The organism is Microbacterium sp. 22296, assembly GCF_052045385.1.
GTDB lineage: Bacteria > Actinomycetota > Actinomycetes > Actinomycetales > Microbacteriaceae > Microbacterium.
Genome location: NZ_JBQEOS010000002.1, coordinates 515,276 through 528,412 on the forward strand (window position 1 = coordinate 515,276; position 13,137 = coordinate 528,412).

At 70.7% G+C, this 13,137-nt stretch carries 14 protein-coding genes; 6 read left to right on the top strand and 8 right to left on the bottom strand.

Going from position 1 to position 13,137, the window contains the following annotated elements:
* Positions 1 to 154: 154 nt before the first annotated feature.
* A complete protein-coding gene (locus ACTJJP_RS05950; RefSeq protein WP_440774098.1) occupies positions 155 to 1,030 on the top strand; it encodes a helix-turn-helix domain-containing protein in 876 nt (291 codons plus the stop codon).
* Between the two features lie 34 nt (positions 1,031 to 1,064).
* Positions 1,065 to 1,289, top strand: coding sequence for an RNA-binding S4 domain-containing protein (locus ACTJJP_RS05955; RefSeq protein ID WP_440774099.1), 225 nt, complete (start codon positions 1,065 to 1,067; stop codon positions 1,287 to 1,289).
* Positions 1,290 to 1,538: 249 nt separating this feature from the next.
* Here ACTJJP_RS05955 and ACTJJP_RS05960 read toward each other — a convergent pair whose 3' ends face one another.
* The 3 genes from ACTJJP_RS05960 to ykgO form a co-directional block, all read right to left on the bottom strand.
* Complete coding sequence (locus ACTJJP_RS05960) at positions 1,539 to 1,835, bottom strand: hypothetical protein (protein ID WP_349848917.1); 297 nt, start codon at positions 1,833 to 1,835, stop codon at positions 1,539 to 1,541.
* A complete protein-coding gene (locus ACTJJP_RS05965) occupies positions 1,832 to 2,140 on the bottom strand; it encodes an ArsR/SmtB family transcription factor (RefSeq protein ID WP_440774100.1) in 309 nt (102 codons plus the stop codon). The genes ACTJJP_RS05960 and ACTJJP_RS05965 overlap by 4 nt, the downstream gene beginning before the upstream one ends.
* A gap of 91 nt (positions 2,141 to 2,231) precedes the next feature.
* On the bottom strand, positions 2,232 to 2,354 hold the full coding sequence (gene ykgO / locus ACTJJP_RS05970; RefSeq protein ID WP_136587164.1) for a type B 50S ribosomal protein L36: 123 nt from the start codon (positions 2,352 to 2,354) through the stop codon (positions 2,232 to 2,234).
* A gap of 79 nt (positions 2,355 to 2,433) precedes the next feature.
* Between ykgO and ACTJJP_RS05975 the strand changes: the two genes are divergently transcribed.
* Both ACTJJP_RS05975 and ACTJJP_RS05980 read left to right on the top strand, forming a co-directional pair.
* The gene (locus ACTJJP_RS05975) at positions 2,434 to 3,429 is read left to right on the top strand and encodes a GTP-binding protein (RefSeq protein ID WP_440774101.1); all 996 of its coding nucleotides are present in this window, start codon (positions 2,434 to 2,436) and stop codon (positions 3,427 to 3,429) included.
* 93 nt (positions 3,430 to 3,522) lie between these two features.
* On the top strand, positions 3,523 to 3,714 hold the full coding sequence (locus tag ACTJJP_RS05980) for a hypothetical protein (protein WP_440774102.1): 192 nt from the start codon (positions 3,523 to 3,525) through the stop codon (positions 3,712 to 3,714).
* 180 nt (positions 3,715 to 3,894) lie between these two features.
* Here ACTJJP_RS05980 and ACTJJP_RS05985 read toward each other — a convergent pair whose 3' ends face one another.
* From ACTJJP_RS05985 to ACTJJP_RS06000, 4 genes are all read right to left on the bottom strand, one after another.
* Complete coding sequence (locus ACTJJP_RS05985) at positions 3,895 to 4,992, bottom strand: ABC transporter permease (RefSeq protein WP_440774103.1); 1,098 nt, start codon at positions 4,990 to 4,992, stop codon at positions 3,895 to 3,897.
* The gene (locus ACTJJP_RS05990) at positions 4,989 to 6,065 is read right to left on the bottom strand and encodes an ABC transporter ATP-binding protein (RefSeq protein WP_440774104.1); all 1,077 of its coding nucleotides are present in this window, start codon (positions 6,063 to 6,065) and stop codon (positions 4,989 to 4,991) included. Before ACTJJP_RS05990 ends, ACTJJP_RS05985 begins: the two co-directional genes overlap by 4 nt.
* A 167-nt stretch (positions 6,066 to 6,232) precedes the next feature.
* Positions 6,233 to 7,162: an NAD(P)/FAD-dependent oxidoreductase gene (locus tag ACTJJP_RS05995; RefSeq protein ID WP_440774105.1), complete on the bottom strand. Its 930-nt coding sequence runs from the start codon at positions 7,160 to 7,162 to the stop codon at positions 6,233 to 6,235.
* Between the two features lie 207 nt (positions 7,163 to 7,369).
* Positions 7,370 to 8,356: a glycerophosphodiester phosphodiesterase family protein gene (locus ACTJJP_RS06000; protein ID WP_440774106.1), complete on the bottom strand. Its 987-nt coding sequence runs from the start codon at positions 8,354 to 8,356 to the stop codon at positions 7,370 to 7,372.
* Positions 8,357 to 8,498: 142 nt separating this feature from the next.
* Between ACTJJP_RS06000 and ACTJJP_RS06005 the strand changes: the two genes are divergently transcribed.
* On the top strand, positions 8,499 to 9,368 hold the full coding sequence (locus ACTJJP_RS06005) for a Bax inhibitor-1/YccA family protein (RefSeq protein ID WP_440774107.1): 870 nt from the start codon (positions 8,499 to 8,501) through the stop codon (positions 9,366 to 9,368).
* A gap of 397 nt (positions 9,369 to 9,765) precedes the next feature.
* Entirely contained in the window at positions 9,766 to 10,995 is a 1,230-nt protein-coding gene (locus tag ACTJJP_RS06010; RefSeq protein WP_440774108.1) for a DNA polymerase domain-containing protein, read from the top strand.
* A 187-nt stretch (positions 10,996 to 11,182) separates the two neighbouring features.
* On the opposite strand, the gene ACTJJP_RS06015 is transcribed toward ACTJJP_RS06010, so the two are convergent.
* The gene (locus ACTJJP_RS06015) at positions 11,183 to 12,550 is read right to left on the bottom strand and encodes a glycosyltransferase (protein ID WP_440774109.1); all 1,368 of its coding nucleotides are present in this window, start codon (positions 12,548 to 12,550) and stop codon (positions 11,183 to 11,185) included.
* Positions 12,551 to 13,137: the final 587 nt, after the last annotated feature.

Below are 13,137 nucleotides of genomic sequence, written 5' to 3' on the forward strand. Positions count from 1 at the left end.
CCCACTCCCACCCCGAAGAATTGCCCGCCGAGGTGCGTCGCAGTCAACCGGGCGGCGGCCGGAATCTGGACCATGTTCCCCTCGGGCGAATCGATCTCGTCGACGCCCTGAGGGTCCGAGCGGGTAGGGTATATCACGGAGGTATAACATGCCGATGAAGTTCGACCGCATCCATGCGCCGCGGATCGTGCGAGCCGCCCGCCTCGATCGGGGGATGTCTCAGGCTGAACTGTCACGAGCTGCGGGGATGAGCCAGCCCAATGTGGCGGCGATCGAGACGGGAACGAGAACCCCGAGCGCCGAGGCGCTGACGCGCCTGCTCCAGGCAGCCGATTATCGGCCGAGCTTGGCCGTCGAGGAGCACTCCGAGGCGATCGTCGAGACGGGAGCGCGACACGGGCTTCGCGATATCCGTGTCTTCGGTTCGATCGCAACCGGGACGGATCACTTCGCGTCGGACATCGACCTCCTCGCCCGCGTCGACAGCGGACGCGGGTACTTCGACATCGCCGCTTTCGTGAACGCCGTCGAAGAATTGACGGGTTTCGCGGTCGACGTGATCGTGGATGACGAAAGACTCCCTGCCTTTCTGGCATCCGTCCTGATGGTCCCCGCTGTGACGGGTCCCGAGTCGCGACCTGCTCGCTTCACGCGCGTTCCGCGGTCATCGAAATCCGGGGCAGACGTCGCCCGAGACAATCTTCTGCAGAGCCTCGACGCTATCAATGCGTTCGTTGTTCACGCGACGAGCGGCGGACGAAATGAGCTTGTTCGTGATTCCTCCGCCTACGCCTCCGGATGCATGGCTGTGATCCGAGCGGCGGCTCTTTTCGAGGTCGACGACTTCGCGGAATTCTTGCGAGCTACCCCGGACGAGGTGGTGAATGCTCTGCGAGCGATGCGCGACATGGCATCCCATTCCGGCTATCGGGCGATGAACGGTGAATTCCTGTGGGTCTCCCTCACCGTCGAACTGCCGCCGTACCTCGCCCTGTGGAGGCGTGCAGCTCAAGAGGCGGGCACCGGGTGATCCCGGGGGTTCCCTCAACTGTCATCCTTGAGGGATGAGCTCCCCCACGCCTCAGGACGTCCTCATCGGGACCGAGGGCATCCGCCTCGGCGCGTTCATGAAGTTCGCCGGGATCCTCGACTCCGGCGGCGATGTCAAGGAAGCCATCATCGATGGATACGTCCAGGTCAACGGCGAGACCGACCGGCGACGCGGTCGACAGCTGCAGATCGGCGACGTTGTGACGTTCGAGGGACGCGCGTTCCGAGTGCAGGCCTGACGGCTGCCTGCGGCACGCGCTCAGCGGCGATCGCCTCACCACTGAACCTGCTGGTGGTGAAGTAGACGCCCACGTTCGCGCCGCGCGTCGCGAGGGCTCCGACGGATTCCTCGGTCTTCGGGCGACCGACGACGTGCCGAAGCCACCGCGCCAGGCGCCGGGAAGTACGCATCGGACCCGCCTCCCCCAGGGGGAGGCGGGCCCTCCATTCGGCACCCGCGCTCACGACAGGCGGGATGCCGTCACACCTCAGTGCTCGTCGTAGTGGTCGGTGTGCAGCGCGTGACGGTGTCCGTCGTGCACGTAGTCGGCGTGGTCGTCGTGCTCGATCTTCTCGTGCCCGCAGTCGTCGCCGTGACGGTGCTCGTCGACTCCGTGCTCGGCTTTCGACTCGTGCTCGTCGTAGTGGTCGCCGTGGAGCGCGTGGTGGTGGGTGCCGTGCACGTAGTCGACGTGGTCGCCGTGCTCGATCTTCTGGTGGCCGCAGTCGTCGCCGTGGGCGTGCTCGTCGACGGAGTGCTCGGCGTGGGTCTCAGCGGTGCTCATTGTTCGTTCCCCTGGTCGTTCGGTTCTTGGACGTGGGTGATCGCATCGAGCACGACATGGGCGACGTGCTGGTCGGCGAGGGCATAACGGATCTCCTTGCCCTCACGTTCCGAGCTCACCAAGCCCGCCTGCCGCAGAGTGCGCAGGTGTTGAGACACCAGCGGTTGCGACAGGCCGGCCCGGTCGGCGAGGGCGCCCACCGTGAGCGGTTCGCGGCTCAGCAGCCAGACGAGCGCGAGGCGCGACTCGTTGCCGAGGACCTTGAACAGCTCGGCGGCGTCATCCAGCCCGGCGATCTTGTCCACGGCATCCAGACCACCACACACATGCAGAGATTGCAATGTGTTGAAGTAACTGAGGACGGTTCTCGTTCGCGTTATCGAGACCCCCTCGCACTCACCCCTGTCGACCCTTGAACCGCGGGTTCAGCTTGTTGATCACGAAGATCCTGCCGCGACGGCGGACCACCTGCGCCCCGGGCTGATTCTTGAGCGACTTGATCGACGCGCGCACCTTCATGGCATCCTCCTTGTTGATAATCGTTCTCAACAACACGGTAGGGTGTCGACAGCTCCCTGACAAACGAGAGGTGGATGCCATGCCTCGCACGATCGCCATCATGGGCGTCTGCGCCCCCGAACGCCGCGCGTACGCCGAACGCACCGCCGTCGCGCTCGAGCGCCCTCTGCACCTGCTGCGATTCGCCGACCTGCGCGCGCCACACGCGCTCCCCCACCCGCGTCCCCGCTCGGACGCCGAGACGGTGGTGGTCGACCTCGGCAGCGACGTCGACCTCATCCACGCGATCGGCGCGCGCGGCGGCGCCGAGGTCGAGGCGGTCTGCGTGGTGGACGCCCGTCACATGATCGGCGACCTGCTGGATGACGCCCCGCTGGTGGCGTCCGTTCACTCCGGAGATTCGAGGGGCGACGTCGGAGCGCGCGCACGGCAGGCCGCGCTCGCTCTGGAGCTGGCGACGCGGATCGTCTGGATCAACTGGGAGCAGGTGCCGACGCCGGCGCTCGCCGTGCAGATGGCCCTCGCATCGCACCTCAACCCGGCCGCGATCGTGCGACTCTCGCGCGACCCGCTGAGCGACCTGCGATCGGACGCGGTGCACGAGGGCGAGATCCTCGAGCGCGCCGGCTGGGTCCACGCGCTCAACGATCAGCACGACCCCTACATGCGCGACAACCGCGTCATGACCCTTCGCTACGAGCAGCTGCGCCCCTTCCATCCCGCACGCCTGTCGGCCACCCTCGACCGGCTCGACGACGGCGCGGCCGGACGCCTCGTGCGCTCGGCAGGGTTCTGTCGGCTCGCGTCGCGTCCCGGCATCCTCGCCCGGTGGGAGCACGTCGGATCGGCCATGTGGATCGAACCGCTGGGGACCGATGACGGGCGCATGGGCATGGGCCAGGAGCTCGTCTTCACCGGCCTCGACCTGTCGGCCCCGAAGCTCGCGCACCTGCTCGATCGCGCCGCGCTGACGGACGACGAACTCGCCGCCGGACCCGCGGCGTGGGCGGCATTCGACGACCCGCTCCCGGCCTGGCCGGCGGTGGACTCGTCGATCCCGGATGCCACCGACTGACCGCGATCGTCGCCGGCGCGGTCGTGGGGCGTGGCGCCGACCGGCGATGTCAAGCGGGTCGACCCCGCGCGGCTGAGGCGGCACGGTGGGCTCATGAGCACTCCTGACATCCCGACCCGCCACGCCGACGACGCTCGCGCCGACTCGGCCGCCCCCACCGACGCTGTGACCGACGAGGTCCGCGAGGACGCCGCGCAGGCCGAGGGCCACGGCACCCTCGATGACCACACCGGTGACGTGCTCGATCCCGACCCCGGCTTCCCCGCCGCCGAGGGACACGCCTGACCGCTCCGAACTCCGACCGCACGGAACGGCGCCCGGTTCGCGCCTCCTCGCGCTGACCGAGCGTCGCCGCGCGGGATGGCGCACAACGTCGAGCACCGCCCGCGCGGGACGGCGCATACCGCCCGCGCGAGGCAGCGCGCCCGCCCGCACGAGGCAGCGCGAGACCGCGAGCCAGCGTGGTTACGCGATGCGCGTGCCGGGCGGCAACCGCTTCGCGGGGGTGCGGGTGCGGGCGATGCCCCACGCCATCAGACCGACGGCGAGCATCGCCTGCGCGAGCAGACCGACGAACCAGCTCGGAGTCGTCCCCTCGATCTGCTGCTCGGGCGTCTCGTACGACGGCGGCGGCTGGTCTTGGAGGTACTGCGCGCAGGAGTCGTATTCACGTACGGGCTCGGGAGGGATCTGGGCCATGCGAACCCCGTAGGCGATCTGTGAGAACAGGTCGCTCGGCGACCCGTAACGCTCGTCGTACGTCGGCGGTGTCGCGTCGGCGAGGATGACGAACGGGTTCGCCGCGAGGAACCACCACACCCGGTCGAAGCGCGGGACATCGCTGTACGAAGTCGACTCCGTGCACCGCAGTTCGTCGATCGGGGGACATCCCTCCTCGCCGAGCGGGCCGTAGGGATCGCACCCTGACGGCACCGAGCCGAGGTCGTACTCGCGGGTCACCGTCTCCTGCGTCGTGCGCAGCGCGGTCGCCCCGAGCCCGAAGGCCAGGAGGGTGCCGATGGTGAGGGCGGCGATGATGAGGTACGTGCTCGCCACGGAGAACAGCGGGCGGGCGACGACGGCACTCAACCCCACGCCGATCGCCGCGACGACACCCACCTCGATCACGAGGATCATCAACGAGCTGACGATCACCAGGGGGTTCAGCTCGCCCGCGAACGTCGCCACGAGCAGGAAGGGCAGCGCGACCACGAGGAACGCGAGCCCCGAGATCCAGGCGGCGAGGAATTTTCCCACCACGATCTCGGTGGTCGTCGCGAGAGTGACCTGTACGGGCGCGAGGGTCGCGGCATCCCGATCGCCGTTGACGGCGCTGCCGCTCAGGGTCGGCGACACCAGCAGCACGAGCAGCAGCACCAGCATGATGACGATCGAGAAGAACCACTCGTTGCCGCCCGTCCACAGCGCGAACGACGCGAACGAGAGCACGAGCAGACCGATCAGGATGACGGCGAAGACGCCGAGCAGGACGTGCCACGCGACGGATCTCGCCCGCTGACGCAGCTCGATTCCGATGATCGCGCGGAGACGATGGAGGCTCATGCGACGCTCCCGTCGTCGGAACGGTTCGCGGGCGGCGATGTCGGTTCGGGTGGAGCGTCGGATGACACGGGCCCCGGCTCTCGCGATGACGGCCGCGGGGGGACGCCGGACGACGGCGGCGCGGCGGCCTCTGGCGACGCCGGTGCCGACCCCAGGTCGAGGAAGGCGTGCTCGAGGTCGCCGACCGCGGGAGCGAACTCGACCACGGGGAGCCCGGCGCCGATCAACGCCCGGAGCCCTGCGACCGCGCCGGCCTCGTCGGAGAACGGCACGAGGACGTCGCGCCGATCGACTCCTACCTCATCGCCCGCGCGCCCGAGCGCTGCCGCGACGTCGAGACGCACGGCATCCATCGGTCGGGCGACATCGAGAGGAACCCGCACGCGCCAGGCCCGCACGCGACGGGCCGCCGCGGCGACGCGTTCACCGCCGACCGTGCGTCCCTCGACGAGGAAGACCGCGTCGTCGACGACCTCCTCGAGTTCGGAGAGCACGTGGCTGGAGATGAGGATGGTGCGCCCCTCGGCCGCGAGACGTCTGAGCAACACGCGCAGGGCGATGCGCGCCTGAGGGTCGAGACCCGACGCCGGCTCGTCGAGGAGCAGCACACGGGGGTCGTGGACGAGCGCCCGCGCGAGGGCGAGGCGCTGTTTCTGTCCGCGGGAGAGCACGCGGGCCGGCGACGCGGCGAGAGCGCTGAGGTCGACGAGCGCGAGGAGCTCGTCGGCGCGGGCACGCGCGGCATCGCGCGAGAGATCGTAGAGCTGCGCGGTGGCCACCAGCACCTCGCGTGCGGTGAGGCTGGGCCAGGCGCCGAGAGAGTCCGGCATCCATCCGAGAAGCCGTCTCACCCCGGCCGGGTCGGCTACGGGATCGACACCGCCGAGACTCATCCGCCCCGCGTCGGGCTGCAGCAGCGAGGCGAGCATGAGCATCAGCGTCGTCTTCCCCGAGCCGTTCGGGCCGACCAGCCCGGTCACGCGTCCGGGTGCCGCGGTGAAGGTGACCTCGCGCACCGCGTGGACCGCACCGAACGATCGTTTGACTCCTGCGACGTCGATACCGGCATCCATGCGCCCCACCCTAGAGGGGGCGTCCGACGGAGCATCGAGGCCCGCACCGTTCGAGAATCCGGTTCCGGCGGAGGATTCCGCGGCTCGATCGGCATCCGTCGAGCGCTGACGCCCGCGCGTGTCGGCCGGGCCGCATCGCACCCGCCGCCGGAGCCGAGCACCGGATGTCAGGATGCCGCGAGCGCCCGCCCCAGCGCGTCGCCCGACGCCCACGCCGTGCGGACGGCTGCGCTCTCGCCCCACGCGTCCCCGCAGGCGGACAGCCCGGGCGACCGGAAGAACGGCCGGCCCGTCGCCTGCGTCGGCCGCGCGAAGGTCCAGCGATGCGCGTGCGTGCTGACCGGCTCGGCGTCGATGCGCAACAGCCGACGGGTCGCCGCCAGCACGGGCGCGATCGCGGCATCCGGGTCGTCGAGGTGCCGACGCGCGCGGTCGGCCGTGGTGTGCACGACGAGCACGGGAGCGCCGTCTCTACGTCGGTCGCCGTCGTCGGCGATGAACGACACGTCGGCGTCGCCGTCGGCGAAGGCGCCGTGCAGGTCGGCATCCCACTGCCGTTCGTCCCACCGCAGCACCACCGCGATGACGGGCTCCCACTCCTGCGGGCCACCCGGGGCGTCACCGGTCAGGCGGGCGGCCTGCGGCGACGGCATCGCGAGCACCACCTCGCCCGCCTCTTCCGCGTCGACCCGATACGGCTCGACCCGTTCGACGAGCCGCTCGGATTCCACGTCGAGGCCCTCGGCGAGATCCCGGGCGAGCGAGCGCAGACCGAGGGGGGCCGCCCATCGCATTGGTCCGGGTTTGAGGGTCTGCCCGCCCTCGGCGTCGATCACCTGGAACGTGTCGGTCCAGGGCCGGGCGAGCTCCCGCTCCTCCCAGTCGGCGACGACGTGCCCGAAGTCCGCCGCCTCACCCACCACGAAGTACGACGCGCCGAGGTCGACCGCCCGACCGTCGATCGTGCGACTCGACAGGCGACCGCCCACACGCCGACCGCGATCGAGCACCCGCACCGAGCGCCCGGCATCCTGCACCGCCCGCGCGCACGCGAGTCCAGAGATTCCCCCGCCGACCACCGTCACATCCACCGTCATGGGGTCATCCTCGCGGCTCCGCGGTCGACCTCCGCCGGGCTTGCGCGGACGCCGGCTCGCCCTCGGGTCGCGCCCGGGCCCGGACCGAACTCCGGAGGAACGGGCACGGCCCGCGGCTGCGACCGCGATACCCCGCGCTCTTCCCACCGAATCTCCGGAGTTACGCACGGCCTCCCCGCGCGGGACCACGCCGTCAGCCGCACAACGTCACCGCGTCGACCCGAAGAACTCGACCCCCAGGTCGGGATGATCCACGAACACCCCGTCGAGCCCGGCCGCGCGCAGCACCGCCCACTCGCGCCGCCAGTCGCCGAATGCCGCCTCGCCGCCCGGCCCCCGATGCGTCGGCAGCAGGAACGCGTTCTCGGGTCGACACGTCCACGTGAACACCCGCAGGCCCCTCTGCTGCGCCGCGCGGACGAAAGGCGCCGGGCCGCGCACCGTCCCCCGCTCGTCGGGCGCGAGCACGAGTTGCTTGTCGGGGCTGATCCCGTCGACCTCCGCGGCGAGCGCGTCGAGTCCGGAGAGCGTGAGCATCGAGGCGTAGGTCGCCGCGTCCGCACCTTCACGCTCGCGCAGGTCCCACGGCGTCCCCTCGCTGTCGACGAGCTGCACGAGGGGGATCCGGATGCCGCGCCCCCGCAGCCGCGAGAGAACGAGCGGCTCGAAGGACTCGATGACGAGGGTGTCCGTGGCATCCGCCCATCCGGCGGCGCGAAGCTCCGCGTCGACGAGCTCGGCCATGTCGAACCCGAGCCGGGCGAAGGATGCCGCGTGCTTGATCTCGAGGACGACCCCCGCACCGCCCGCGCGTGCCAGGTCGAGCACCTCGCGCAGCCGGAGGACGGGCTCGGTGTCGTCGTGGGAAGCGCTGTCGGGACGGAACGCGGGGATGCGCTCGCGGCACCGGAGCGTCCGCAGTTCATCCCAGGTGAAGTCCTCGGTGAACCAGCCGGTCAGAAGCTCGCCGTCGACGACTTTCGACGTGCGCCGGTGGGCGAACTCGGGTCGTTCGGAGACATCGGTGGTCGACCCGATCTCGTTCTCGTGCCGGACGACGAGGATGCCGTCATGCGAGGGGACGACGTCGGGCTCGACGGCATCAACCCCCGCCGAGATCGCGAGCCGATAGGAGCTTCGCGAGTGCTCGGGCAGGTATCCCGGGGCGCCGCGATGACCGATGACGAGGGGCACGCGCGAAGCGTACGAGTCCCAGGTGAACGGCGGTATCGCTCATAGCAGAATCCCAGTCACACCCACGAATCGGACACGCTCCTCAGCTAGTGTTGTCTGACAGCACGGTGCTGTGATCACCATCTTTGGAGTGTGAGTTCCCGTGGCCCTCAACAACCCGGCATTCAACAACCCGGCGTTCCAGGACCCTCGAGCCGGTGGCGTCAACACGCGCTACAGCCCGCCGCCGGCCGTCGATCCCGCCGCCGCCGCGTCGATCGAAGGCGCGTACGCGGCTCCGTCCGCGAGCGCCGTCGACACCGGCCGCATGACGGTCGAAGACACCGTCATGAAGACGCTGGGCCTCTTCGGCATCCTCGTCGTGACCGCCGTCGTCGGCTGGATCTGGACGATGAGCGGCGTCACCGCTGCCAACCCGCGCCCGAGCGTCGCCCCGATGCTCATCGGCGGCCTGGTCGGCTTCGTCCTCGCGATGGTCGCGACGTTCAAGAAGAAGCCCTCGGTCCCCGTCTTCATCGCCTACGCGGCGTTCGAGGGTCTGTTCATCGGCGGCATCTCGGCATTCTTCGAGTTCCAGCTTCCCGGCATCGTCGTGCAGGCCACCCTTGCGACCCTGTCGGTCGTCGGCGTCACCCTCGCCCTCTTCGCGAGCGGAAAGATCCGCGCCTCGAAGCGCGCGACCAAGATCTTCCTGATCGCGATGGTCGGCTACCTCGTCTTCAGCCTGCTGAACGTCGGCCTGATGCTTTTCGGCGTGCTGCCCGACGGTATGGCGTTCGGTCTGCGCAGCGCCACGATCGCCGGCATCCCGATCGGTCTGATCCTCGGCGTCCTCGTCGTCATCATGGCCGCCTATTCGCTGGTGCTCGACTTCGACCAGATCCAGCGTGGCGTCCGCAACGGCGCCCCGCGCGTCTACGGCTGGGTCGGCGCCTTCGGCATCATGGTCACCGTCGTGTGGCTGTACGTCGAGATCCTGCGCATGATCGCGATCATCCGCGGCAACAACTGACGCACTGATCCGCACGAAGGGCCGTCCCGTTTCGGGGCGGCCCTTCGTCGTTCCCGCCTCGGCATCCATGGTTGCGCCCGGGCGCGGGCTTCCCGGCCTCCCCGCCTCCCGGCCTCCCGGCCTCCCGGCCTCCCGGCCTCCCGGCCTCCCCGCCTCCCCGCCTCCCGGCCTCCCGGCTTCCCGGCCTCCCGGCCTCCCGGCCTCCCGGCCGAGTGTCTAAAACACCCGGACGCCGCGCGAATTCGTCCGGGTGTCGTGGACACTCACGTCGCGAACCCGCGGCATCCGGTCGCCCCTCCCCCGGCGGGTGTTCACCGCCACCGCGACGCCCGTTCTCACCCGGGACACCCGTCGCAAGGGGTCCCGCTCCCGGATGCCGCGGGGCTAGCCTCGCGGCATGAGCCCCGCCAAGACCCCGGCTGAGATCCTCGACGTCGACGGCCACGAGGTGCGTGTCACCAGCCCCGACCGCATCGTCTTCCCCGGGCCGGGCCTGACCAAGCTCGACCTCGTGAGGTACTACCTGTCCGTGTCCGAGGGAGCCCTCCGCGGGGCGGGCGGGCGCCCCATGGTCTTGAAGCGCTTCTCCAAGGGGCTCGACCAGGAGCCGTTCTTCCAGAAACGCGTCCCCGACAACCATCCCGCGTTCATCGACACCGCGACCCTGCGCTACGCCTCCGGCACCTCCGCCGAAGAGACGGTGATCCGGGATGCCGCGGGCCTGGCGTGGGTCGTCAACCTCGGCTGCCTCGACCTCAATCCGCACCCGATCCGCGCGGAAGACCTCGACCACCCCGACGAGCTCCGCGTCGACCTCGACCCCATGCCGGGAGTCGACTGGGCGCAGATCGTCGATGTCGCGTTCATCGCACGCGAGGTACTGCACGATCACGGTCTCGTCGGGTGGCCGAAGACCTCGGGCTCGCGCGGGCTGCACATCCTCGTGCGCATCCGCCCCGAGTGGGAGTACGCCGACGTCCGCCTGGCGGCCGAGACCCTCGCGCGCGAGGTCGAGAACCGCGCGCCGGGACTCGCGACCGCCCGGTGGTGGAAGGAGGAGCGCGGCGAGAGCGTCTTCGTCGACTTCAACCAGAACGCGAAAGACCGCACCGTCGCCTCGGCCTACTCGATCCGTCCGCTCCCCGATGCCCGGGTCTCGACGCCGCTCTCGTGGGACGAGGTGCGCGAGCGTCGCCCCGAAGAGTTCACCGTGCTCACCGTGCCCGAACGCTTCCGCAGCATCGGTGACCCGCACGCCGGCATCGACGACGCCGCGGGCTCACTCGACGACCTCCTCGCGCTCGCGAAGGAGATCGGTCCCGCCGAGAAACCACCCCGTGGCTCCGACGGATCCGGCCGCCGCGCCTCGACCATGCCCCTCATCGAGGTCGCGCGCACGAAGACAAAGCCCGAGGCCCTCGACGCTCTCGAGACGTGGCGGCAACGGCATCCGGGTGCCACCGCCGCCCTGCACCCCGCCGATGTGCTCGTCGACGGGATGCGCGGCTCGAGCTCGCTCTGGTATCGCGTGCGCGTGAACCTGCAGCACGTCCCGGATGCCGAACGCCCGCCGCAGGAGGACCTCATCGCCGACTACGACCCCTGGGCGGGCCGCTCCGGCTCCTGACTCGGTGAGAGCGAACCGCCGAGGTGGGCGGTGCCGTATCGGTGGGCCTCGTCGAGGTCGCCACCGGTTCCGCAACGCCTCCGCCCGCTGACAGTGCTCTCGTGGAGCGCCGTCGGTCGCACGGCTCGCCGTCCGCCGCGGTCGACGCCTTGCGCTCCGCCACACAGGGACGGCGCACCCGCCGGGATCAGCGGCGACGCGGTCGTGCCAGGGCTTCTCCGGCGGCCGCGGCGAGCGCCCGCATCGCGCGCGACGGGGTGAGGGCCGTCGCCGCTTCGAGCGCCTCGGCCGAGAGTCGCTCCCGCAGTTCGGCGTCGGTGAGGATCTCGACCAGCGCGGCCACGAGCGCGTCCTCGTCGCCGTCGGGAACCAGGATGCCACCGCCCGAGCGGAGCATGTCGCGCGGGCCGTAGCGGATGTCCCAGGCCACGACCGGCGTACCGTGAGCGAGGGCCTCGGCCATCGCCAGCCCCTGCCCCTCGAACGCCGAGGTGGTGAGGTAGACGGCGGCCCGGTCGAGGACCGAGCCCGGGTCGGTGGTGAGACCGGGAAGCGACACCGATTCGCTCACGCCGAGTTCGTCGATCAGCGCCTCCAGTTCGGCGCGCTGCGCGCCCTCCCCCCAGAGCTCGAGTCGGGCCTGGGGTACCTCGGCAGCGACCCGGCCGAACGCCCGCACAGCCTGCGCGAGGCGTTTGCCCGGCGCGAGGCGGCCGAGGACGACGACGCGGCCCGGGTCGCGATCGGCAGCCGGCACGGTCGCCGTGGGTGCGGTGACGGCGTGCGGGACGACGAGGTCGTTCGCGGCGGTCCCGAAGCGTTCGCGCACGTCGTCGCGCTGCTGGGCGGTCGGCCAGAGCACCGCGTCGAAGCGGGACGCGACCTGGAACCAGCGCGACCAGAGACGGTTGAGGTTCGAATCGGCCCGGTAAGGCGGCTCGAGGTGGATCGTGTGCACCGTGTGCAGGATGCGGACGTCGTCATCGCCCCACCCGACCAGCAGTTCGCCTAACTGTCGGGATTCGCAGATCAGCACGACCGGCCGGGGGTTCTCGGCGCGCAGGTCCGCCGCGATCCGCGTCAGCCACGCCCGATAGAGGGCGCCGAACCCGTCGATGACGCCGACCGTTTCGCCTGCGGTATCGCGCACGACGATCGGTGCGCGTGTGAGGTGCCAGTCGGGATCGACGACGACCGGGAGGGAAATCGCTCCCCCCGCGACGTCGCGGTACTCCATCTCCGGGTCCGCGTGACCGTCGTGGGCCGCTTCGCGAAGCCAGTCGGCTGCGCCCCCGGCGGACGCGACGGCCTCGTCGAACAGATTGCGGAAGATCTCGGATGCCGATGCGGCTCCGCGCTCGACGAAGGTCGCGCGGTGCGCGGCGTGGGCCGAGACGGCTCCCGGGTCGACGGTCAGGAGCAGGGGCGGCGCGCCCACCTCGGTCATCTGCCGCGCGCGCGCCAGGGCGGAGATCGTGTAGCCCCCGTCGAGATCGGGGATGAGCCTGCTCGAGAGGATGAGATACCAGGCGTCGGGGAACTCAGCGTCGCTCACGCCCCCATCCTCCCCCACGCGCACCCGCTCCCTCGTTCCCTCCGCGATCCCGCTTCGCCACGATCGGGGACGGATACCGGGCTCCGGGGCGCGTTTCTCCCGCAGCCTTCAGGGCGACGACAGAGCGCCGCCGGCGACGGACGGCGAAGGGGCATCGCCCTCGGGTCGATCGGGGTAGGGGCCCCGCTCTCGACCCGTACCTCGCTGCCGGGTCGGTGGAGCGCGCACGCCGCCGCGAGCGCGAAGCGAAGTGACACGCCCTCCTGAGTCGATCGGGGTAGGGGCCCCGCTCTCGACCCATACCCTGCAGCGGACCGACAGAGCGCCGACGACGCCGGACGGCGAAGGGGCACCGTCTCCGGGTCGATCGGGGTAGGGGCCCCGCTCTCGACCCATACCTCGCTGCCGGGTCGGTGGAGCGCGCACGCCGCCGCGAGCGCGAGGCGAAGTGACACGCCCTCCTGTGTCGATCGGGGTAGAGGCCCCGCTCAGCCCATACCCCTCAGCGCGACGACAGAGCGCCGCCGGCGACGGACGGCGAAGGGGCATCGCCCTCGGGTCGATCGGGGTAGGGGCCCCGCTCTCGA

Coding starts and splice junctions, on each gene's coding strand:
- ACTJJP_RS05950 (WP_440774098.1), top strand. CDS start 155: ATGAAGTTCGACCGCATCCATGCGCCGCGGATCGTGCGAGCCGCCCGC.
- ACTJJP_RS05955 (WP_440774099.1), top strand. CDS start 1,065: ATGAGCTCCCCCACGCCTCAGGACGTCCTCATCGGGACCGAGGGCATC.
- ACTJJP_RS05960 (WP_349848917.1), bottom strand. CDS start 1,835: ATGAGCACCGCTGAGACCCACGCCGAGCACTCCGTCGACGAGCACGCC.
- ykgO (WP_136587164.1), bottom strand. CDS start 2,354: ATGAAGGTGCGCGCGTCGATCAAGTCGCTCAAGAATCAGCCCGGGGCG.
- ACTJJP_RS05975 (WP_440774101.1), top strand. CDS start 2,434: ATGCCTCGCACGATCGCCATCATGGGCGTCTGCGCCCCCGAACGCCGC.
- ACTJJP_RS05980 (WP_440774102.1), top strand. CDS start 3,523: ATGAGCACTCCTGACATCCCGACCCGCCACGCCGACGACGCTCGCGCC.
- ACTJJP_RS05985 (WP_440774103.1), bottom strand. CDS start 4,992: ATGAGCCTCCATCGTCTCCGCGCGATCATCGGAATCGAGCTGCGTCAG.
- ACTJJP_RS05990 (WP_440774104.1), bottom strand. CDS start 6,065: ATGGATGCCGGTATCGACGTCGCAGGAGTCAAACGATCGTTCGGTGCG.
- ACTJJP_RS05995 (WP_440774105.1), bottom strand. CDS start 7,162: ATGACGGTGGATGTGACGGTGGTCGGCGGGGGAATCTCTGGACTCGCG.
- ACTJJP_RS06010 (WP_440774108.1), top strand. CDS start 9,766: ATGAGCCCCGCCAAGACCCCGGCTGAGATCCTCGACGTCGACGGCCAC.